This window comes from Cupriavidus phytorum (assembly GCF_003254285.1).
GTDB classification, from domain to species: Bacteria; Pseudomonadota; Gammaproteobacteria; order Burkholderiales; family Burkholderiaceae; genus Cupriavidus; species Cupriavidus phytorum.
In genome coordinates this window covers 201,719-222,723 of record NZ_QKZN01000001.1, presented here as the reverse complement: position 1 = coordinate 222,723, position 21,005 = coordinate 201,719, and the positions used below count along the sequence as shown (strand labels likewise).

The 21,005-nt window shown below is 69.0% G+C and carries 22 protein-coding genes; 12 read left to right on the top strand and 10 right to left on the bottom strand.

From position 1 onward, the window contains the following. Nucleotides 1–189 precede the first annotated feature (189 nt). Nucleotides 190–423, top strand: a complete 234-nt coding sequence (locus C7416_RS01055) for an IclR family transcriptional regulator (protein ID WP_231942684.1) — start codon at nucleotides 190–192, stop codon at nucleotides 421–423. A gap of 162 nt (nucleotides 424–585) precedes the next feature. Continuing rightward, nucleotides 586–951, top strand: coding sequence for a helix-turn-helix domain-containing protein (locus tag C7416_RS01050; RefSeq protein WP_111517445.1), 366 nt, complete (start codon nucleotides 586–588; stop codon nucleotides 949–951). A 1-nt stretch (nucleotide 952) separates the two neighbouring features. Here the strand turns inward: C7416_RS01050 and C7416_RS01045 are convergent, their stop codons facing one another. The 7 genes from C7416_RS01045 to soxC all read right to left on the bottom strand — a co-directional run bounded on the left by C7416_RS01045 (nucleotide 953) and on the right by soxC (nucleotide 7,511). Beyond that, nucleotides 953–1,723, bottom strand: coding sequence for a class I SAM-dependent methyltransferase (locus C7416_RS01045; RefSeq protein WP_111516714.1), 771 nt, complete (start codon nucleotides 1,721–1,723; stop codon nucleotides 953–955). A gap of 61 nt (nucleotides 1,724–1,784) precedes the next feature. Next, the gene (locus C7416_RS01040) at nucleotides 1,785–2,666 is read right to left on the bottom strand and encodes an ABC transporter permease (protein WP_111516713.1); all 882 of its coding nucleotides are present in this window, start codon (nucleotides 2,664–2,666) and stop codon (nucleotides 1,785–1,787) included. A 15-nt stretch (nucleotides 2,667–2,681) separates the two neighbouring features. After that, complete coding sequence (locus C7416_RS01035) at nucleotides 2,682–3,518, bottom strand: ABC transporter ATP-binding protein (RefSeq protein ID WP_111516712.1); 837 nt, start codon at nucleotides 3,516–3,518, stop codon at nucleotides 2,682–2,684. A 2-nt stretch (nucleotides 3,519–3,520) separates the two neighbouring features. Then, nucleotides 3,521–4,531, bottom strand: a complete 1,011-nt coding sequence (locus tag C7416_RS01030; protein ID WP_111516711.1) for an ABC transporter substrate-binding protein — start codon at nucleotides 4,529–4,531, stop codon at nucleotides 3,521–3,523. Between the two features lie 81 nt (nucleotides 4,532–4,612). Next, nucleotides 4,613–5,542: a TauD/TfdA dioxygenase family protein gene (locus C7416_RS01025; RefSeq protein WP_181461116.1), complete on the bottom strand. Its 930-nt coding sequence runs from the start codon at nucleotides 5,540–5,542 to the stop codon at nucleotides 4,613–4,615. A gap of 153 nt (nucleotides 5,543–5,695) precedes the next feature. Continuing rightward, a complete protein-coding gene (locus C7416_RS01020) occupies nucleotides 5,696–6,283 on the bottom strand; it encodes a c-type cytochrome (protein WP_111516709.1) in 588 nt (195 codons plus the stop codon). After that, on the bottom strand, nucleotides 6,270–7,511 hold the full coding sequence (soxC, locus tag C7416_RS01015; protein ID WP_111516708.1) for a sulfite dehydrogenase: 1,242 nt from the start codon (nucleotides 7,509–7,511) through the stop codon (nucleotides 6,270–6,272). Before soxC ends, C7416_RS01020 begins: the two co-directional genes overlap by 14 nt. Nucleotides 7,512–7,726: 215 nt before the next feature. On the opposite strand from soxC, the gene C7416_RS01010 reads away from it, so the two are divergent. The 7 genes from C7416_RS01010 (at nucleotide 7,727) to C7416_RS00980 (ending at nucleotide 15,225) form a co-directional block, all read left to right on the top strand. Beyond that, on the top strand, nucleotides 7,727–8,857 hold the full coding sequence (locus tag C7416_RS01010) for an ABC transporter substrate-binding protein (protein WP_111516707.1): 1,131 nt from the start codon (nucleotides 7,727–7,729) through the stop codon (nucleotides 8,855–8,857). A gap of 4 nt (nucleotides 8,858–8,861) precedes the next feature. After that, a complete protein-coding gene (locus C7416_RS01005) occupies nucleotides 8,862–9,698 on the top strand; it encodes an ABC transporter permease (RefSeq protein WP_111516706.1) in 837 nt (278 codons plus the stop codon). Nucleotides 9,699–9,710: 12 nt separating this feature from the next. Then, a complete protein-coding gene (locus C7416_RS01000; protein ID WP_111516705.1) occupies nucleotides 9,711–10,508 on the top strand; it encodes an ABC transporter permease in 798 nt (265 codons plus the stop codon). Between the two features lie 33 nt (nucleotides 10,509–10,541). Then, nucleotides 10,542–11,336 carry an ABC transporter ATP-binding protein gene (locus C7416_RS00995; RefSeq protein WP_111516704.1) on the top strand — a complete coding sequence of 265 codons (795 nt, stop codon included), beginning with the start codon at nucleotides 10,542–10,544 and terminating at the stop codon, nucleotides 11,334–11,336. Between the two features lie 30 nt (nucleotides 11,337–11,366). Beyond that, nucleotides 11,367–12,329: a TauD/TfdA dioxygenase family protein gene (locus C7416_RS00990; RefSeq protein WP_111516703.1), complete on the top strand. Its 963-nt coding sequence runs from the start codon at nucleotides 11,367–11,369 to the stop codon at nucleotides 12,327–12,329. 31 nt (nucleotides 12,330–12,360) lie between these two features. Beyond that, nucleotides 12,361–13,734, top strand: coding sequence for an LLM class flavin-dependent oxidoreductase (locus tag C7416_RS00985; RefSeq protein WP_111516702.1), 1,374 nt, complete (start codon nucleotides 12,361–12,363; stop codon nucleotides 13,732–13,734). Between the two features lie 216 nt (nucleotides 13,735–13,950). Beyond that, on the top strand, nucleotides 13,951–15,225 hold the full coding sequence (locus C7416_RS00980) for an O-acetylhomoserine aminocarboxypropyltransferase/cysteine synthase family protein (RefSeq protein ID WP_111516701.1): 1,275 nt from the start codon (nucleotides 13,951–13,953) through the stop codon (nucleotides 15,223–15,225). 92 nt (nucleotides 15,226–15,317) lie between these two features. Here C7416_RS00980 and C7416_RS00975 read toward each other — a convergent pair whose 3' ends face one another. Genes C7416_RS00975 through C7416_RS00965 form a run of 3 tightly spaced genes read right to left on the bottom strand, consistent with a single transcriptional unit; the run spans nucleotide 15,318 to nucleotide 17,932 of the window. Next, nucleotides 15,318–16,289: a lysylphosphatidylglycerol synthase domain-containing protein gene (locus tag C7416_RS00975; RefSeq protein ID WP_111516700.1), complete on the bottom strand. Its 972-nt coding sequence runs from the start codon at nucleotides 16,287–16,289 to the stop codon at nucleotides 15,318–15,320. After that, the gene (gene clsB / locus C7416_RS00970) at nucleotides 16,286–17,521 is read right to left on the bottom strand and encodes a cardiolipin synthase ClsB (protein ID WP_111516699.1); all 1,236 of its coding nucleotides are present in this window, start codon (nucleotides 17,519–17,521) and stop codon (nucleotides 16,286–16,288) included. The genes C7416_RS00975 and clsB overlap by 4 nt, the downstream gene beginning before the upstream one ends. Nucleotides 17,522–17,575: 54 nt before the next feature. Continuing rightward, nucleotides 17,576–17,932, bottom strand: a complete 357-nt coding sequence (locus C7416_RS00965) for a hypothetical protein (protein ID WP_111516698.1) — start codon at nucleotides 17,930–17,932, stop codon at nucleotides 17,576–17,578. Between the two features lie 184 nt (nucleotides 17,933–18,116). Between C7416_RS00965 and C7416_RS00960 the strand changes: the two genes are divergently transcribed. From C7416_RS00960 to C7416_RS00950, 3 genes are all read left to right on the top strand, one after another. Next, the gene (locus C7416_RS00960; protein ID WP_111516697.1) at nucleotides 18,117–18,938 is read left to right on the top strand and encodes a MetQ/NlpA family ABC transporter substrate-binding protein; all 822 of its coding nucleotides are present in this window, start codon (nucleotides 18,117–18,119) and stop codon (nucleotides 18,936–18,938) included. Nucleotides 18,939–19,054: 116 nt separating this feature from the next. Next, nucleotides 19,055–19,828 carry an SDR family oxidoreductase gene (locus tag C7416_RS00955; RefSeq protein WP_111516696.1) on the top strand — a complete coding sequence of 258 codons (774 nt, stop codon included), beginning with the start codon at nucleotides 19,055–19,057 and terminating at the stop codon, nucleotides 19,826–19,828. Nucleotides 19,829–19,894: 66 nt separating this feature from the next. Then, a complete protein-coding gene (locus C7416_RS00950) occupies nucleotides 19,895–20,803 on the top strand; it encodes a LysR family transcriptional regulator (RefSeq protein ID WP_111516695.1) in 909 nt (302 codons plus the stop codon). The last annotated feature ends 202 nt before the right edge of the window (nucleotides 20,804–21,005 follow it).

The window sequence follows — 21,005 nt, the reverse complement described above, 5'->3', positions numbered from 1 at the left end:
CATCGCGCGCCCCGCGCTTAGCCTATTCGCCACTCCTGGCTTTGCAAGCGGAATCAGCGGGGTAAATCGCCCCGGCTTTTGCTTTAGCGGCCGCTGCAGCGGATGGATAGAATCATGCGTTGCTCAACTCCGCACCATCCTGCTGTTTCCGCCGCAATGTCTCATCGCCGTGCTATTCCCGACCTTGGTATGACCGTTCCCGCACTCTCGCTTGGTGCCATCCTGGACGACCTGCGCAGCGCTCCGCGCCCGCTGACCTCCGCGGAATATGCATACCTGGCCCAGCTGCGGCAACGCATCGTCACCGGCGACGCCGACCTCTGGACCACGCTCGAAACCGCGGGGGTGCCGTGCAGCGAACGCCGCCTGTCGCCGGACGTGGTGCTGGCACTGACCGCGATCGGCCAGTTGCCGATGCACTGACTGCGGCGCTGCCGCACGCCTCGCCGGAAGATTCCGCGCTGCATTTCTGAATCCGGCTGCTCACCTGCCCCGTGCCGCCCCGCTACGATCGATCCACTTCGATCCGCCGGGGACCCGTAGCAGCGCGCGAGCGCAACACCGCCCCCCGGCCATGACATGGGCATGGCTTACCGACTCATCAACCGGCGCGTCTCTTTTCTCTCCCTGCGTGTCTTTGTCGCGCTGATGCAGCATCGCGACGCCGGCCGCGCCGCCCAGGCGCTCGGCATCCAGCCGCAACGGCTCCATTACCAGCTGCGCCAGCTCGAAGCCGCGCTCGGCATGCCGCTGTTCCAGCCTTGCGGCACGCGCTGGCTGCCGACCGCGGCCGGATTCAATGCCTTGCCCAAGATCCGCGCCATGCTCGAGATCTGGGAGCAGGTCCAGGCCAGCACCCGCGCGCACCGCCGTGCGGAAGCGGAGCGGCAGCGCGAGCGCTGCCCGGTGCGCGTCGGCGCGGCATTCTGGGTGCGGCAGGCGACCATGTAGCTCAGGCGAGCCGTTCGCAGTGATAGGCCTCGGTGCGGTACGGGAAGGCGACCTCGGTGCGGTCCGACAGCGCCGGATGCTGGTCGATGAGCGCGTGCAGGCGTGCGCGCACGCGCTCCTGTTCCGGCTCGGGCAGCGACGCAATGAAGCTGACCGACATCACGCGATCCACGATCACCTGCCGTGGCGACCCCACATGCGCGTAGGGCAGGCTGTGCAGCGCCAGCGGCCCGAAGCCCGCGGCGGGAAACACCCGCTTCCAGTCACCCTTGTAGAAGCGCGGCGCGTCGCCTTCATACTGCGCCATGATGGCAGTCAGCTGCGCCACCCAGTCCACGCTTTCATCCCGGACGTTCCATACCAGTCCGAGCCGGCCGCCGGGGCGCAGCACGCGCCGAATCTCCGCCAGCGCGCGCGCGTTGGCAAACCAGTGGAACGCCTGTGCGCAGACCACGGCGTCGACGCTGGCGTCTGGCAGCGGGATCGCCTCGGCGCTGCCCTCCAGGGCTTGCACCGGCGCCACCGCGTCCGCCAGCTGCGCACGCATCTGCGCCACCGGCTCCACCGCGATCACCGTGGCGCCGGTCTGCACCAGCCGGCGCGTGAACTTGCCGGTGCCAGCCCCGAGATCGAGCACGACGCGGCCGGCATGCAAACCCAGCGCATCGCGCAGCCAGGTGTCGATCTCGGCGGGGTAGTCGGGGCGTCCGCGCGCGTAGGTATCGGCCTGGCTGGCGAATCCCTGGGCGGCGGCTTGATGGATGGCGGTCATGGGCAGGCTCCGGTGCGTTACCGGAGCCGTAGCCTACGCGCCTGCGCGGCATCGGACAAGGCTAATGCTGCATGCCCCAGCGGCGCACCGTCAGCCGCTCCAGCGTGGTGAACACCAGTCCCTCGACCAGCAGCCCGATCAGGATTACCGCGGCCAGCCCGGCGAACACGCGGTCGGTATAGAGCTCATTGCGGTTCTGGAAGATGAACCAGCCCAGTCCGCCCTGCCCCGACGACGCGCCGAACACCAGTTCGGCGGCGATCAGCGTGCGCCAGGCAAAGGCCCAGCCGATCTTCAGGCCCGACAGGATCGCGGGCAGCGCCGCCGGCACCAGCACCAGCGCGACATAGCGCAGGCCCCGCAGGCCGTAGTTGCGCCCGGCCATGCGCAGCGTGGGCGGTACCGCGCGGAAGCCGGCGTACATGTTCAGCGCGAGCGGCCACAGCACCGAATGGATCAGCACGAACACCAGGCTGCCGGTGCCAAGCCCGAACCACAGCAGCGCCAGCGGCAACAGCGCAATCGCCGGCAGCGGGTTGAACATGGCGGTAAGCGTGTCCAGCAGGTCGCGTCCGACGCGCGTCGATACCGCCAGCGAGGTCAGCACGAACGCCAGCACGATGCCGGCGGCATAGCCGCGCAGCAGCACCGACAGGGAGCTTGCCGCCTTGCCCGGCAGCTCGCCGCTGGCCACCGCCTCGGCAAAGGCTCGCATCGTGGCCAGGCACGACGGCAGCAGCAGGTCGTTGTCCTGCACGCGCGCCACCGCTTCCCAGATCAGTCCCAGCGCCAGCAGGATCAGCGCCTTGCGCAGCCAGTCCTGCTGCCACGCGCGCTGGTGCCACGGCAACGCGCGCGCCAGCGGGGCATCGGTGAACGGCTCGGGCTCGCGCTCGTATTCGGGCCGCAGCGGGTCGGCGAGGGTCAGCGTCGTTTGCGTCATGATGCGATGTCGGTTTCAGCGTGCCGCCGCGCTGCGCGCCGGCGGCGGGTCGATGGTGGCCGGCGCGTCGAACAGCAGGCCGTGGATGCGTTGCGCGGCGGCCTGGAATTCGGCGCCGCCCTGGCTGGCCAGGCTGAACTGGTGGCTGTTGAGCTCCGCGCGCACGCGGCCCGGGTGCGGCGACAGCAGCAGGATGCGGCTGCCCACCACCAGCGCCTCTTCGATCGAATGCGTAACGAACATCAAGGTGAAGGCCGCGTCGTCCCACAGCGCCAGCAGCTCTTCCTGCATGCGCCGGCGCGTGAGCGCGTCCAGCGCGGCAAAGGGCTCGTCCATCAGCAGCACCTTGGGGCGCATGGCCAGCGCGCGCGCGATCGCCACGCGCTGCTTCATGCCGCCCGACAGCGTATGCGGGTAGGCATCGGCAAAATCGGCCAGCCCAACCTTGTGCAGGCTGTCCAGCGCCAGCTCGCGCGCCTCCGCCCGCGACAGCTTGCGCGCCTGCCGCAGCGGAAACATCACGTTCTGCACCACCGTTTTCCACGGCGGCAGCTGGTCGAACTCCTGGAACACCACGATGCGGTCCGGGCCGGGCTGCAGCACCCGCCGGCCTTCGAGCCGGATCTCGCCCTCGCTGGGCGGAACGAATCCGGCAACCGCCTTCAGTAGCGTGGACTTGCCGCAGCCGGACGGGCCCAGCAGCACGAAGCGGTCGCCGGCATGCACATCGAAGCTGACGCGATGGGTGGCGCGCACGATGCGCTCTGGCGTGCGGTACTCCAGCGACACGCCGTCGACCTGCAGCAACGGCGTGGCGCGCTCCGACACCACGCGCAGGTTATGCGTGGCCATGCTCAGCTCCCCTGCGCGGTGACCGGGTCCTGGAAGAAGTAGTCCTGCCAGGACTTGGGCTGGTTGCGGATCGCGCCCACGCGGTGCATGAAAGCGGCCAGCGCAAAGGTGTTCTGCGGCGCCACGCGGAACTGCACCTGCGGGTTCTTCAGCACGCGCAGCAGCAGCGCGCGGTCGGTCCTGGCCTTGCTCTGGCGCAGGTAGATGTCGGCGGCCGCTTCCGGATTGGCGGTGGCAAAGGCCGCGGCCTCGGCCAGCGCGTCGACGAAGGCGCGATAGGTCTTGGGGTTGTCGCTGCGGAACTTCTCGGTCGCGTACAGCACCGTGGAAGAACTCGGACCGCCCAGCACGTCATACGAATTCAGCACGATGCGCGCGTTGGGGTTGCCCGCCAGTTCCTGCTCCTGGAACGGCGGATTGCCGAAGTGCCCGGTGATCTCGGTGCCGCCGGAAATGATCGCCGCGGCCGCATCCGGGTGCGGCACCGCCACGGTCCACTTGTCGAGGCGGTTGTATTCCTTGTCGCCCCACTGCTTTGCCGCAGCCAGTTGCAGCACGCGCGACTGCACCGATACGCCCACCGCCGGCAGCGCAATGCGGTCCTTCTCGGTGAAATCGGCAATCGACTTCACCTTGGGGTTGTTGCTGACCAGGTAGTACGGGAAGTTGCCCAGCGACGCCACGCCGCGCACATTCTGCTTGCCGTGGGTGCGGTCCCACAGCGTCAGCAGCGGGCCCACGCCGGCGCCGGCGATATCGATGGCACCGGACAGCAGCGCGTCATTGACCGCGGCGCCGCCCGACAGTTGCGTCCATTCGACCTTGATGTCGACGCCCTGCTGCTTGCCGTGCTTTTCAATCAGCTGCTGGTCGCGCGCCACGTTGAGCAACAGGTAGACCACGCCGAACTGCTCGGCGATGCGCAGCTTGCCTTCGGCGTGCGCGCTGCCCGTGATGGCCAGGCCGGCGCTCAGCGCCAGCAGGCCGAGCTTGCGGGAAAAACGAGAAAACATGATCAGGACTCCGGAGGATACGGTGGATTGGCGCTCGCCGCTGCGAGCGCCCTGGGGTGACTTGCGCTACCGCTGCCGCCTTCAGCGCGGCACGTCGCCTTCGATGGTGGTGCGGTACATCACGCGCCGCAGCTCCGGCGGACAGCCCGCGGCAAGATGCAGCAGCGAGCGGTTGTCCCAGAACACCAGGTCATGTGGCTGCCACTGGTGGCGGTAGATATGGGCGGGCTTGACGCTGTGCGCGAACAACTGCTCCAGCAGGTCGCGGCCTTCATCCTCGGGCAGGCCGACGATGCGGGTGGTGAAGTGCTCGCTGACAAAGAGCGCCTTGCGTCCCGTTTCCGGATGGGTGCGCACCACCGGCTGCAACACCGGCCTGACCTGCGCGATCTGCTCCGGCGTCAGGTTGGGCCGCCACGGGCTGCGCTGCTGCAGCTCGGCGTAACGCGCCAGGTAGGTGTGCTCGGCCTGCAGGCCATCGACGGCGCGCTGCAGCGCCGCCGGCAGCGTGTCCCAGGCCAGGTGCATGTTGGCGAACAGCGTGTCGCCTCCCTCGGCAGGCAGTTCGCGCGCATGCAGCAGCGAACCGAGGCTGGGCTTTTCCTTGTACGACAGGTCCGAATGCCAGAAGTGGCCGGCATCGCCCAGGCCGATCGGCTTGCCGTTCTCGACCACGTTGGACACCACCAGCACTTCCGCATGGCCCGGCAGCTGGAACTGGTGCAGCACGTGTATCTGCAGCGGGCCGAAGCGACGGCTGAAGCCGATCTGCTGCGCGGGCGTGATCTGCTGGTCGCGGAACACCACCACGTGGTAGTCGAGGTGGGCGCGGTGGATGCGGACAAAATCCGCGTCGGACAGCGGCTGCGACAAGTCGAGCCCGATCACTTCCGCGCCCAGCGGCGCGTCCAGCGGACGGATCTCGAAGTTGCCCGCGTCTGCGGACAATGCGGTGGAAAGCGGCGCGCTCTGCTGGCGCGAAACACTGGCGTGGGCGGTTGCGGTCGTCATGGCAAGCTCTGGCATACGGGGGAAGCCGATGCGACATCCGGGATGCCGCGTACAAGCTTGCACTGTAGAGAGCCGGCCATTGCACGGTCAACGAATCATATCGCTGGCCCTTATCCGCTTATCGCATATCCATGTCTCGACATTGGCGGGCCATCAGGGCTTGCCGGGGCAACCGCTGCGGCACGGCACGTTGGCCGTATCCGGGCGCGCGTCGGCGACAAAGCCATCGCGGTTCGGCATCTTCACCTGCGGCAACGTGCGCGCGTCCAGCACGGCATCTGCGGGCAGGATGCCGTTCTTGTGCAGCAGCCACGCGGTGACGGCATAGACCTCGTCCGGCGCCAGGCTCTGCGGCGCGTTGTAGGGCATGGCGCGGTTGATGAAGTCGAATACCGTGGTGGCGTAGGGCCAGAAGCTCCCGATGGTCTTGACGGGGTTCTTGCCGCTGGCGGCGTCCTTCAGCGTGCCCTGCCCGCCCACCAGCGCATCGGCCGGCTTGCCTTCGCCATTGACGCCGTGACATGCGGCACAGTGCTGCGCATAGACCTGCTGGCCCCGCGCGACCGTGCCGCTGCCTGGCGGCAGGCCCGTGCCGTCCGGGGCCACATCGATATTCCACGCGGCAAGGTCGCGCTCGCTGGCGGGGCGGCCGATGCCGTAGGTCTGCGCAAGGACCGTTTGGGCAGCGCAAGCCAGCGCCAACACGGCGGCGGCACCACTGATTCGTTCAAGCGCGCGCATTGGCAATGCTCCCGTCCGCGGCCACGCGCCAGCGCTGGATCGCGTTGTAGTGATAGGTGGAAGCCACGCCGCGCGCGGCCACCAGCTGGTCCGGCGTGGGCTGGACGTTGCCGGCTTCGTCGATGGCGCGGCTCTCCAGCGAAGCTGGCCCGCCATCCCAGCGCCACGGCAGGCGGAAACGCACCAGGGCGCGGTCCAGCACCGGCTCCTGCAGCTGCGCCTCGCGCCAGCTGCGGCCGCCATCGACCGACACCTCGACGCGGCGGATGCGCCCGTGGCCCGACCACGCCAGGCCCGAGATCTCATAGAACCCGCGCTCACGCAGTCTGTGGTCCGGCGCGGGAAAGGTGATCACGGACTTCACGTCCATCAGGAAGGTGAACTGCCGCGCGCTGCCGTCGGGCAAGGAGTCCGTGTACTTCGACGTCTCTTCGCGCGACATGAACGGCGCGCGCCCCAGCTTCAGGCGCCGCAGCCACTTGATGGACATGTTGCCCTCATAGCCCGGCAGGAACAGCCGCAGCGGATAGCCATGCTCGGGCCGCAGCATCTCGCCGTTCTGCGCATAGACCAGCAGTGCATCTTCCAGAGCCTTGGCCAGCGGCACGCTGCGCGTCATGGCTGCGCCATCGGCGCCTTCGGCCAGCACCCAGGCCGCATCCGGCGCCACGCCGACTTCGTCGAGCACCACGGACAACGGCACGCCGGTCCACTCACAGCAAGACAGCAGGCCGTGGCTGATCTGCACGGACTTGGCGCCGGGCGCCTTCCACTCGCGTCCGGTGTTGCCCGAGCACTCCAGGAAATGGATGCGCGATACCGACGGCAGGCGCACCAGGTCGTCCATGGTGAAGATGCGCGGGCGCGCCACCAGCCCGTGCACCGCCAGCCGGTGCTGCGCCGGGTCGATCAGCGGGATGCCGGCGTGATGGCGCTCGAACACCAGCCCGGTCGGCGTGATGATGCCGCGCAGGTCCTGCAGCGGCGTCATCGACGAGTTGGCGCCGGGCAGCGGCGCCGCGCTGCGGCTGCGCCGCACCACGTCTTTCTCGAACGGGGACGGCTGGCCGTAGGCATGCCACAGCACGGGCTCGCCCGGCGCGCGCGTCCACGGCGCAACCGTCAGGGGTTCAGCGCGCGCCGCCGTGGCGGCGCCGGCCGCGGCGGCGCCCAGCAACGCCCCGCGCTGCAGGAAGCGCCGGCGGCCGGAAGTCAGGTCATTGCTCATCGTGAGGGCGTGGTCAGTCTGGTAGGAATCAAAATGCGCAGACTGTAGGGCAGCACCGGCACTTGGCCAACGAAGAAGAATGCATGCCGATATGCCAACGCCGCGCTGCGCGCCATATGCGGGGGGCCGATAACCAAAGCCGGAATCATTCGTTCTGGTCCGCGCGCAGCGCCGCTTATCGTGGAGCCGTCCTCCACTTCAAGAAGGTCTGCACGATGACGACCCCGCGCCCCGATGCCACCGCTGCACCCACGCTGACCCGCCGCGAGCTGCTGCGCTGCGCGGCCTGGTCTGGTCTGGGCATGGCGGCTTCGCTGTCGCCGCTGTCCGCGTTCAGCGCCAGCCCGGCCGCGCGGCCCGACGTGATCCGCGTCGGCGTGGCCCAGCCCGCCACCGGCACCCCGCCCAGCTTTGCCGGCAGCTCGCTGGCGATTGCCCATGCACGCGGCTGGCTGGAGGAGTCGTTCAAGCCGACCGGCACGCGCGTGGAGTGGTTCTTCTTCAAGGGCGCCGGCCCCGCCGTCAACGAGGCGCTGGCCAACCGTCAGCTCGACTTTGCGCTGCAAGGAGACCTGCCGTCCATCGTGGCACGCTCCGCTGGCCTGAAGACGCGGCTGGTGCTGGCCACCGGCGTGCGCGCCAACATCTACGTGGGAGTGCCGCCCGATTCGCCGCTGAAGACGGTCAGCGACCTGCGCGGCAAGCGCGTGTCGCTGTTCAAGGGCACCAACATGCATCTGCCCGCGCTGCGCCTGCTGGAAGCGAACGGGCTGTCGGACAAGGACCTGCGCCTGCTGAACCTGGACACGGCGGGCTACCTGGCGGCGCTGTCCACGCGCGACATCGACGCCGCCATCGGTGCGATGGACATCCTGCGCCTGCGCGACAAGGGCGCGGTGCGCATCCTGTACTCCAGCAAGAACCAGTCGCCGATCTACACACGTCAAAGCCACGTACTGGTGAGCGACGAATTCGCCGGGCGCTATCCGGAGGCCACGCAGCACCTGGTGAAGGCCGCGGTCGAGGCGGCGCGGTGGGCCTCGGACGAGAGCCATCGCGAGGAGGTGCTGCGCACCTGGGCGCGTGCGGGCACGCCTTATGACCACTGGAAGGAGGACTTCGACGGCGAGCCGCTGCGGGTGCGGCTGAACCCGAATTTCGATCCCTTCCTGGTCAGCCGCTACAAGGACGCGGTCGAGCAGGCCTATCGCTTCAAGCTGAGCCGTGCGCGCTTTGACGTGGACCAGTGGATCGACCAGCGCTTCCTGAAGGCTGCGCTCAACGACCTGAGCCTGCAGAGCTACTGGCCCGTCTACCAACCCAACGGCAAGATCCTGGGAGCCTGACATCATGTCTGCCGCCGAATCGCTTTCACTGTCCGCCGCAGCAGCGCCGCGCGCGCCTTCCCCGCGCAAGCCATTGCGCTGGCAGGACGCCACATGCTGGCTGCTGGCCTGGCCGGTGCCGCTGGCGCTGCTGCTGGTCTGGTACGTGGCCGCCCGCAATGCCTGGATTCCGCCGCAGGTGCTGCCCGCACCCGAGGACGTCGCACGCACGCTGGCCGACCTCTGGCAAAGCGGGGAACTGCAGGCCAACCTCGCCATCAGCGCGCTGCGCGTGGCCGGCGGCTTCGCCGTGGGGCTGGCCGGCGGCCTGGCGCTGGGCGCGGCCATGGGTCTGTCACCGACGTTGCGCGACTACGTCTACCCGACCTTCAAGGCCTTCAGCCAGGTGCCGGTGCTGGGCTGGCTGCCGCTGCTGATGCTGCTGGTCGGCATCGACGAAGCGCTCAAGGTGATCCTGATCGCCAAGGCCGCCTTCGTGCCGGTGGCGCTGAACACGTACAAGGGCATCGGCAGCGTGCCGACCCGCTACCTGGAAGTGGCGCGGGTGCTGCAGCTCACGCGCTGGCAGACGCTGTCGCGCGTGGTCCTGCCCGCCGCGGCCGCGCCGGTGTGGAACGGCGTGCGCTACGGCCTGACGCACGCGTGGCTGGCGCTGGTGGTGGTGGAGCTGCTGGCCTCGTCCGAGGGGCTGGGCTACATGATCGTCTACGGGCGCCAGCTGTTCCAGCTCGACATGGTGCTGGCCGCCGTGGTGGTGGTGGGCGTGGTTGGCTTTGCGCTGGACAAGACGCTGGCGCTGGCCGAAGGCGCGGTGCTGCGCTGGCGCAAGCCGGGCTTCTGAGGCGAGGCCGCGATGACTACTTCTGCTATCCGCCCCCGTGTTCGCCTGCCCCGCGCCTTGCGCGGCTGGGTGCTGCCGCTCGCGCTGCTCGCGCTGTGGTGGGCCGCCGTGCGCTTTGGCTGGACCACGTCGCCGCTGCTGGTGCCGGTATCCAGCGTCTGGGACACCGCGGTGCGCCAGGTGCAAAGCGGCGCGCTGGCCACGGCATTGGCCGCCAGCCTCTGGCGCGACCTGGCCGGCTTCGCCATCGGCGCCAGCGCTGGGCTGGTGTTCGGCACGGCGCTGGGCCTGTCGCGCCTGTTCGAACGCCTGGTCGGTCCGAGCTTTCACACGGTCAAGCAGATCTCGCTGTTTGCATGGATCCCGCTGATCTCGGTCTGGTTCGGGCTGGGCGATGCCGCCAAGGTGGTGTTCCTGTCGCTGGCCGCATTCTTCCCGGTGGTGCTGAACACCTTCGAAGGCATCCGCGCCGTGCCGGCCGACCTGCTCGAGGTGGCGCGTGTCCTGCGCTTCAACCGCACCCAGGTACTGTGGCGCGTGGTGCTGCCGTCGGCGGCCCCGTCGATCTTCGCCGGCATCCACCTGGCGCTGATCTATGCGTGGCTGGCGACGCTCGGCGCGGAGTACCTGCTGGTATCCGGCAAGGGCATCGGCAACACCATGACCGACGGCCGCGAAAACTTCTGGATGGACCTGGTGATCTTCGGCGTGATCGTGGTCGGCCTGGTCGGCTTCACGCTGAACTGGATTGCCAGCCGCATCGAATCCCGCCTGCTCGCCTGGCGCGGGCGCTCGGTGGCCGCGGGCTGAGCCGCGCTGCCCCTTATTGAACGGAGACCACAAATGCCACATGCCGGCACGCTAAGCATCGCGCACCTGCACAAGCAGTACGAAGTCGAGGGCCGGGGGCTGCCCGTGCTCGAGGACATCACCCTGACCATCGCCCCGGGCGAGTTCGTCAGCATCGTCGGCGCCAGCGGCTGCGGCAAGTCCACCCTGCTGCGGCTGGTGGTGGGGCTGGAACAGGATTATCGCGGCGAGATCCTGCTGGACGGCAAGCGCGTATCGGGCACCAGCCTGCAGCGCGGCATCGTGTTCCAGGAGCATCGCTTGTTCCCGTGGCTGACAGTCGAGCAGAACATCCGGCTGGCGCTGCTCAACACCCCAGGCAGCGACGCGGAGAAAGACCGCAACGTTGGCGAGCATATCGCGCTGGTTGGCCTGCGCGGCTTCGAGCAGGCCTATCCGCACCAGCTCTCCGGCGGCATGTCGCAGCGCGTGGCGATTGCGCGGGCACTGGTGACGCGGCCCGAGATCCTGCTGCTCGACGAGCCCTTCGGCGCGCTCGATGCGATGACGCGGGCCTACCTGCAGCAGGAGCTGCAGCGCATCTGGCAGGCCGAGGGCATCACCATGATCCTGGTCACCCACGACGTCGAGGAAGCCGTCTTCCTGGGCGACCGCGTGGTGGTGATGGAACCCCGGCCCGGCCGCATCCGCCGCATCCTGCCGGTGGACCTGCCGCATCCGCGCGAACGCGCCGGACTTCCCTTCGCGCGGGCGCGCGATGCCGTGCTGCGCGAATTCGCCGGGCAGGAGCCTGTCGTGCAGCGGGCCCCCGAACCTGAACTCGCCTGACCCAACCCTGATCCCCTCCGGAGCTTAAAGATGACCCAAGCCAACGCCACGCAAGACCAGCCCGTCCAGCTCGACATCCACCCGGTTGCCGGCCGCATCGGCGCCGAGATCCGCGGCGTCGCGCTGCACGGCGACCTGCCGCCCGCCACCTTCGCCGCGATCCGCGCAGCCTTGCTCAGGCACAAGGTGCTGTTCTTCCGCGACCAGGTCCATCTTGACGATGCCGCACAGCAGGGCTTTGCGCGCCTGTTCGGCGACACCGTGCCGCACCCGACCGTGCCTTCGCGCGACGGCACGCAGCTGCTTGAGCTTGACTCGCAGCATGGCGGCCGCGCCAACTCCTGGCATACCGACGTGACCTTCGACCTGGCCTATCCCGCGGTCTCGGTGCTGCGCGCCGTGACCGTTCCCGCCACCGGCGGCGATACGGTGTGGGCCAACACCGCCGCCGCTTACCAGGACCTGCCCGAGCCGCTGCGCGAACTGGCCGACAAGCTGTGGGCGCTGCACACCAACGACTACGACTACGCGGCCACGCGCGTCAATCCGAGCGACGAAGGACTGAAGCGCTACCGCGAGGTATTCACCTCGGCGCTCTACGAGACCGAGCACCCGGTGGTGCGCGTGCACCCGGAAACCGGTGAACGCACGCTGGTGCTGGGCCACTTCGTCAAGAAGCTGCTGGACTACGCGTCGGCCGATTCGGCACACCTGATTGCCGTGCTGCAGGGCCATGTGCACCGGCTGGAGAACACCGTGCGCTGGCGCTGGCGCGCGGGCGACGTCGCGATCTGGGACAACCGCGCCACCCAGCACTACGCCATCAACGACTATGGCGACGCGCACCGCGTGGTGCGCCGCGCCACCGTGGCCGGCGACATCCCGGTCGGCGTGGATGGCCGCCGCAGCAAGGCGGTGAAGGCGGGCGTGCGCGGCGAGGGCGCGGCGCCGGCCAACCAGTCCGCCGGTGCCGCGCAACGGCAAGCGGCCTGATCCAGCCAGCTTCTTCCGGAGAGCACGATCGATGTCATCGCAAAAGCCGCCGCGCCAGCTGCATCTGGGCGCCTTTCTCCAGGCCACCGGGCACCATGTCGCCGGGTGGCGCCATCCCGGCGCGCAGGCCGATGCCGGCCGCAACCTGGCGCACTACATCGCACTGGCGCAGCGCGCCGAGGCCGCGGGGTTCGATGCGCTGTTCCTGGCGGACGGCGTCGCGATCCGCGGCATGCACGATGCCACCCTGCCGCGCACCGCGCGCGCCGCCACCTTCGAGCCGCTGACGCTGCTGTCGGCACTGGCGGCGGTGACGCAGCGCATCGGCCTGGTGGCGACCGTCTCCACCACCTACAACGAGCCCTTTCATGTGGCGCGCAAGTTCGCCTCGCTCGACCATCTCAGCGGCGGCCGCGCGGGCTGGAACGTGGTGACATCGTGGTCGGATGCCGAGGCGCGCAACTTCAGCCTCGAGCGTCATCCCGCGCACGCTGACCGCTACGCCCGTGCCGAGGAGTTCGTCGACGTGGTCACCGGGCTGTGGGACACCTGGGAGGATGATGCCTTCCTGTACGACAAGGACAGCGGCCGGCATTTCGATGCGGACAAGCTGCACACGCTGGACCATCGCGGCGCGCACTTCCAGGTGCGCGGGCCGCTCAACGTCGCGCGCCCGCCGCAGGGCCATCCGGTGATCGTGCAGGCCGGCTCGTCCGAGGCCGGGCAGGAGCTGGCCGCACGCACCGCCGAGGTCATCTTCACCGCGCAGCAGTCGCTGGCGGATGCGCAGGCCTTCTATCGCGGCCTGAAAGCGCGGCTCGCGCGCTATGGCCGCACGCCCGACCAGCTCAAGATCCTGCCGGGCGTGTTCCCGGTGGTGGGCCGCAGCGAGGCCGAGGCGCACGAGAAATTCGAAGCACTGCAAAACCTGATCCATCCGTCGGTGGGGCTGGCCCTGCTGTCGCAGCACCTGGGCGGGATCGACCTGAGCGGCTATCCGCTGGACGGTCCGCTGCCCGACAACCTGGCCGAACCGAACGGCGCCAAGAGCCGCTTCCAGCTGGTTACCGGCCTGGCCCGGCGCGAGGGGCTCACCATCCGCCAGCTGTGCCTGCGCGTGGCCACCGCGCGCGGCCACTGGTCGATCCACGGCACGCCGCAGTCCATCGCCGACCAGCTGCAGGCGTGGTTCGAGGGCGAGGCCGCCGATGGCTTCAATGTCATGCCGCCCTGGCTGCCGGGCGGGCTCGATGACTTCATCGAACTGGTGCTGCCGGAACTGCGCCGGCGCGGGCTGTTCCGCGAGCGCTATACGGGCACCACGCTGCGCGAGCACCTGGGGCTGCGCCGGCCGGAGAACCTGCGCTGGCAGCAGCTCGGACCGCCGCTCGCGGTCGGGGCATGAGCGCGGCGCCGCGCATATCCAAATGCAATAAGTTTCCTTGCCTCTCGCGAGCGCCGTCGGCAACCATAGCAGCCACGCCGCAGGGCGTGCGCGGGCCGGCTGGTACCATCGCACGGCCTGGTGCGCCCGTGCGGCGCACTGCTCGGCATGCCCGGCGCGCGGCAGGCACTGCCCCCGCGCGCCGGTCACCCAACAGCGAGAAGAAGAGAGAAGAAGATGAGACTCGAAACCCTGGCCGTCCACGGCGGCTATTCGCCCGATCCCACCACGCGCGCGGTGGCCGTGCCCATCTACCAGACGGTGGCGTACGCCTTCGACAACGCCCAGCACGGCGCCGACCTGTTCGACCTGAAGGTGGCCGGCAACATCTACAGCCGCATCATGAACCCGACCAACGACGTGCTCGAGCAGCGCCTGGCCGCGCTCGAGGGCGGCGTGGGCGCGCTGGCGCTGGCGTCGGGCATGGCCGCGATCACCTATGCGATCCAGACCATTGCCGAGGCCGGCGACAACATCGTCTCGTCCAGCCAGCTCTATGGCGGCACCTACAACCTGCTGGCGCATACGCTGCCGCAGTCGGGCATCGAGACCCGCTTTGCCGACGGCCGCAATCCGTCCAGCTTCGGCGACCTGATCGATGCGCGCACCAAGGCCGTGTTCGTCGAGTCGGTGGGCAACCCGCTTGGCAACGTGGTCGATATCGCCGCGATAGCGCGCGTCGCGCACAACCACGGCGTGCCGCTGATCGTCGATAACACGGTGCCATCGCCCTACCTGTGCCGGCCGTTCGAGCACGGCGCCGATATCGTCGTGCATTCGCTGACGAAGTATCTGGGCGGCCACGGCAACAGCGTCGGCGGCGCCATCGTCGACAGCGGCAAGTTCCCGTGGGCGCAGCACAAGGCGCGCTTCCGCCGCCTGAACGAGCCGGACGTGTCGTACCACGGCGTGGTCTATACGGAAGCGCTGGGGCCCGCCGCCTATATCGGCCGCGCGCGCGTGGTGCCGCTGCGCAATACCGGCGCCGCGCTGTCACCGTTCAACGCGTTCCTGATCCTGCAGGGCATCGAGACCCTGGCGCTGCGGCTGGACCGCATCACCGACAATGCGCTGGCGATCGCCCGCCACCTGCAGCAGCACGCCAAGGTGGCGTGGGTCAATTTTGCCGGCCTGCCGGATCACCCCGACCACGCGCTGGTGCAGCAATACCTGGGCGGCCGCGGGCCCGGCATCCTGTCGTTCGGGCTGAAGCAAGGTGGCCGCGAGGGCGGCGCGCGCTTCCTCGATGCGCTGCAGCTGTTCACGCGGCTGGTCAATATCGGCGATGCCAAGTCGCTGGCCACCCACCCGGCATCGACCACGCACCGCCAGCTCAACGCCGAAGAACTGCAGGCGGCCGGCGTCAGCGAGGACATGGTGCGGCTGTCGATCGGCATCGAGCATATCGACGACCTGATCGAAGACCTGGACCGCGCGCTGGCAGCGGCCTGACCCTCCCGCCAGACCCGCTACCACTGGTTTGCTCCCCTCTCCCGCCCCCGGGAGAGGGGCCGGGGGAGAGGGCAGGCGCTCGCACTAGCCGATCACTTCACCGCTTCCTCGTCACCACGCTTGCCCCGCGCCTCCAGCACGAAATAGCTCACCGCCCCAATCATCAACGGAATCAGGTAATACAGCGCCCGATACGCGATCAGCGCCGCGAGCAGCAGCCCGTGCGGCACCTGGTCTCCCAGCATGGTCAGGAACACGGTCTCGATCACGCCCAGCCCGCCGGGGATGCGCACTACCACGCCCGCCAGCCCGGACGCCAGCAGCACGCCAAGCACCGTGAAGTACGTCGCATGCGTATGCAGCAGCGCGTACAGGATCGCGCCCATCGACATCCAGTGGGCCGCCGACAGCGCGCATTGCAACGCCGCGAAGCGCACCGTGGGCACATAGATGTCGTGGTCGCGCACGGTGCGGTGGCGGCCGTGCCAGAGCGCGCACGCCGCCAGGTAAGCGGCCGGGATCGCCAGCATCAGCATGCCCAGCACCCGTGTCAGCGCCGCGGGAATGCCCCACTCCGGCGGCAGCACCACCAGTTCGCCGGCGAGGATGGCGCCCGCCAGCACCGCATAGCCGAGCCAGTTGGTGGTAACCACCACCACGAACAGGCTCCAGATCTGCGGGGCGCTCAGCCCCGCGCGCGAGTACAGCCGGTAGCGCACGCCCGCGCCGCCCAGCGTGGCGCCCAGGTTGAGGCTGAGCGTGTAGCTGACATAGGAGATCGCCATCACCCGGCGCAGCGGCAGCGGGTGCCCGGCATAGCGGCAGCCGAGCACGTCGAACTGGCTGTACAGCAGCCCGCTCAGTGCCACGAAGCCGGCCGCCGGCAGCAGCGTGCGCGCGTTAAAGCCGCGCAGCGCTTCCAGCACCGCGTTCCAGTCGATGGTGCCCAGCTTGCGCGCGATCAGCGCCAGCACGGCAGCAATGAAGAGGATGCCGATGGCACGGCGCCAGGCCGGCCAGTGCGCATGCTGGCGGATGGCGGACAGGGCCTCGGCGCCCGTCATTCCGCGCCTCCGCGCAGCACCACCACGCGCCGCGCGTTGCGGCGCCCGCCCGGCATCGGCTGCACCAGCCGCGGCGCATGCGCCGGCAGCCAGCCCGCCCACGCCGGGAAGCGCCGCAGAAAGTGGAACATCAGCGTCGCGCCCAGCGCATCGAGGCGGTTGCGCGGCGACTTAAGCCCCGGCGGCACTGCGCGGCAGCGCGCGCCGATCAGCGCTTCGAGCCGGCCGCGCAGGTGGCACGCGAAGGCTTCATCGCGGATCACGAGATTGGCCTCGAGGTTCAGCGACAGGCTCAGCGGGTCGAGGTTGCTGGAGCCGACCGTGGCCCAGTTGTCGTCGACCACCGCGACCTTGCCGTGGAAGGGCCGCTCGACGTATTCGAGGATTTGCACCCCGGCGTCCTGCAGATGCGCATAGAGCAGGCCGCCGGCGCGCGCCACCCACGGCATGTCGGGCTTGCCCTGCAGCAGCAGCCGCACCCGCACGCCGCGCGCGGCGGCCTCGCACAGCGCATGCAGCAGCCGGTAGCCCGGCAGGAAGTAAGCGTTGGCGATGATGACCTCGCGCCGCGCCGCGCGGATCGCGTCCAGGTAGGCAAATTCGATGTCGTTGCGGTGGCGGTGGTTGTCGCGCGTGACCAGGTTCACGCGTGCGTCGTAAGTGCGCGGATCCGGCCCCTCGCGATCTGGCGCGTGCTCGGACGAGCGCGGCAGCGGCGGACACGCGCCAGGCATCGCGCGCACCAGGAAGTCGTGCACCTGGCGCGCGAAGGGCCCGCGGATTTCCACCGCATAGTCCTGCTTGGCGAGCGGCCCGAACTGGTACAGGTGCTGCGCCGAGAAATTGAGGCCGCCGACGAACGCCACCTCGGCATCGACCGCGATCAGCTTGCGGTGCATGCGCCGGAAGATGTGGGTGCGCACGCCGAACAGCCGCGGCCGCGGCGAGAATGTGCAGAACTGCACGCCTGCATCGACCAGCTCCGCGATAAAGGCCGGCGACAGGTCATGCGAGCCGAAGCCGTCCACCGTCAGCGCCACGCGCACGCCGCGGCGCGCGGCCGCCAGCAGTGCCGCGTGCAATTTATGGCCTACCTCGTCTTCAAACAGGATAAAAGTTTCCAGCAGTACGCTTTCACGCGCGCGCGCAATGGCGTCGAACACGCACGGAAAATACTCCTCGCCGTTCTCCAGCAGGCGGAAGTGGTCGGAAGCGGGCGGCAGCGGTGTCATGGCCGGGGAATCGCCGCAAACACCATGCCAGCGGAAACCACGCGCCGGCCGCTGCTATCCCCGGTGACGGCCGCGCCGCCAGCGCGCCAGCACTGCGGCGGCCAGCGCACCGGCCACCAACCCTGCAATGAACACCGCCACCGCCATGCCAGTCCATGCGCCCGCGCCAACATCGTCGGCGCCGCCGCGCGCCAGCGGCGCGAGCGACTGCCAGTCGGCGGCGGTGAACTGCGTCATCGTGGGCGCGCCATCCAGGCCATACACGCAGACCTCGCCGCCCGGCAGCTTGCAAAAGCGCGCCGGCGGACAGCTGCGCAGGATGGCCTGGGTCTCGCCCTCGCCGCAGCGGGCGCCGGCGCTGCGCAGCACCTGGATCGTGACATCGGGATGCTTGGTCAGTTGTTCGGGCATGGCGGCCTCCCATGGCTTGCAGACGCAGTGACGCGTGACGCGTTCCTACAGCGTAGGCCTTATTCCGCCCGGGCATATCGCCATGCGTAAACGCTCGTTCGTCCATTGGCTGCTTTTCCATACAATGGCCCGATGCCACGGCGCGACGCCGCGGCCACACCACCACCTCAAAGGGGAGCATCCGATGCAATACGGGAAATTCGGCCTGGCCACGCGACTGGCGGCAGCCGTGCTGGCGCTGGGCGTGATGCAAGGCGCCGGCGCGGCCGATCCGGACAAGAAGGAAATCCGCTTCGGCGCCACCGCCGGCCCGTATGCCGACCAGATCCGCTATGGCGTCAAGCCGGTGCTGGAACAGCGCGGCTACAAGGTCACCATCGTCGAGTTCAGCGACTACGTGCAGCCCAACCTGGCGCTGGCCGACGGTGCCATCGACGCCAACGCCTTCCAGCACGTCGCCTACCTGAAGAAGTTCTCGGCCGACCGCAAGCTCGCGCTGAGCGACGTGATCCAGGTACCGACCGCGCCGATCGGCATCTACAGCCGCAAGCACAAGGCACTGGCCGAGGTGAAGCCGGGCAACACGGTATCGCTGCCGAACGATCCGACCAACCTGGCGCGCGCCATCGCCATCCTGCAGCAGATCGGCTGGGTCACGCTCAAGCCCGGCACCGACCCGATCCGCGCCAGCGAACGCGATATCGACACCAACCCGCACAAGCTCAAGCTGGTCCAGCTGGAAGCCGCGCAGCTGCCGCGCTCGCTCGACGATGTCGACTATGCCTTCGTCAACGGCAACTATGCGCTGGCCTCGGGCCTGAAGCTGACCTCGGCGCTGGCGCTGGAGAAGATTCCGGACTACTACATGAACCTGGTCGCGGTGAAGACCGCCGACCTGAACAAGCCCTTCGTCAGGGACATCCGCGAGGCCTACCAGTCGGCCCAGTTCAAGGCGGTGACGCAACAGCGCTTCGCCGGCTTCGTGCCGCCGCCGTACCAGCGCTGAGCCCCACGCCCATTGTTCTGGTTTCCTGGATGATCTATCCAGGCGCCGCCGATTTATTCCGCAGCCCCCGCCGCCTAAGCTGAAGCCTCCTTCGACGCATCCACAGGAGAGTTTCCATGGCTGACCATTCCATCCGCGGCAAGGTCGCGCTGATCGCCGGCGGCGCCAAGAACCTGGGCGGGCTGATCGCGCGCGACCTGGCTGCCCAGGGCGCGCGGGCCATCGCCATCCACTACCACAGCGCGGGCTCGCGCGCCGACGCCGAGGCCACGGTGCGGGCGCTCCAGGCAAGCGGTGCCCAGGCGGTGGCACTGCGGGCCGACCTGAGCAGCGCGGGCGCGGTCGAGCGCTTGTTCGCCGAAGCCGTGGCCGCGGTGGGCCGTCCCGATATCGCCATCAACACGGTGGGCAAGGTACTGAAGAAGCCGTTCGCCGAGATCAGCGAGGCCGAGTACGACGAGATGTCGGCCGTCAACGCCAAGAGCGCCTTCTTCTTCCTGAAGGAAGCCGGCCGCCACGTCAACGACCACGGCAAGATCGTGACGCTGGTGACCTCGCTGCTGGGCGCGTTCACGCCCTTCTATGCCGCCTATGCCGGCACCAAGGCGCCGGTCGAACACTTTACCCGCGCCGCGGCCAAGGAGTTCGGCGCACGCGGTATCTCGGTGACCGCGGTAGGACCCGGCCCGATGGACACGCCGTTCTTCTACGGCCAGGAAGGCGACGACGCCGTGGCCTATCACAAGAGCGCGGCCGCGCTGTCGCCGTTCTCGCCGACGGGACTGACGCATATCGAGGATGTGGTGCCCTTTATCCGCCATCTGGTCAGCGACGGCTGGTGGATCACCGGCCAGACCATGCTGATCAACGGCGGCTACACGACCAAATAAGCCGCCGCGCCGCTCCGGAGCGTGCACGCATTGCAGGTATGCTTGCGCCATCGACGGGCGAGGCGTATGGACAGATTCGACCAGTACCGCGTATTCCTGCAGGTGGCCGAGATGGGCAGCTTCATCAAGGCCGCGCATGCGCTCGGCTTGCCGCGCGCGTCGGTATCGGCGGCGGTGCAGGACCTGGAGGCCCAGGTCGGCACGCGCCTGCTGCACCGGACCACGCGGCAGGTGCGGCTGAGCGCCGACGGCGCCCAATTGCTGGAGCGATTGCGTCCGCTGCTGGCCGAGGTCGAGGATATCGACCAGCTGTTCCAGGCCGGCCAGCGCCAGGCCAGCGGCCGTCTTAACGTCGATATGCCGAGCCGCATCGCGCGCCGGCTGGTGGCACCTGCGTTGCCCGCCTTGCTGCGACGCCATCCGCGGCTGCATCTGTCGCTCGGTTCCAGTGACCGCGCCATCGACCTGGTGCAGGAGGGCGTCGACTGCGCGGTGCGCTTCGGCGTGCTGGCCGACAGCAGCCTGGTGGTGCGGCCGCTGGGCCGGATCGCGCTGGTGAACTGCGCCAGCCCGGCCTATCTGCGCGAACACGGCGAGCCCCATGATCCGGCCGATCTGCGCCGCGGCCACCTCGCGGTGGGATACGCCAGTCCGCGCACCGGCCGGGAACTGCCGTGGGAATTCCTGGACGCCGATGGCAGCGCGCGCGAGGCCGACGTGGCAACGCGCGTCTCCGTCAACAATGCCGAAAGCTATATCGCCTGCTGCCTCGCCGGCATCGGAATGATCCAGATCCCGCGCTTCGACGTGCAGCACCTGCTCGACACCGGACAGTTGCTGGAAATCATGCCCGACTGGCGCCCGCCGAGCATGCCGGTGTCGCTGCTCTATCCGCACCGCCGCCAGCGCTCGGCACGGCTTGCGGTGTTCCTGGAGTGGTTCCGCGCGCTGATGCAGCCGCACCTGGAAGCCTGAGCGGCGGCCAGCGCGGCATCGCCGCATTGTGCGCAGCAAGACAATTTCGCGCCGCGCCGGCCGCGCAAATGCCCTACACTCAAGCTCAAGTCCCCCGCGCCCAAAAAGCACGGCAGGGATCACAACGCGATCATTGCCGCGGAGGGCTGCGAAGATCCTCGCCCCGGTCCGCGCGGATCCTGTCGAGACAACCGCATCGAGA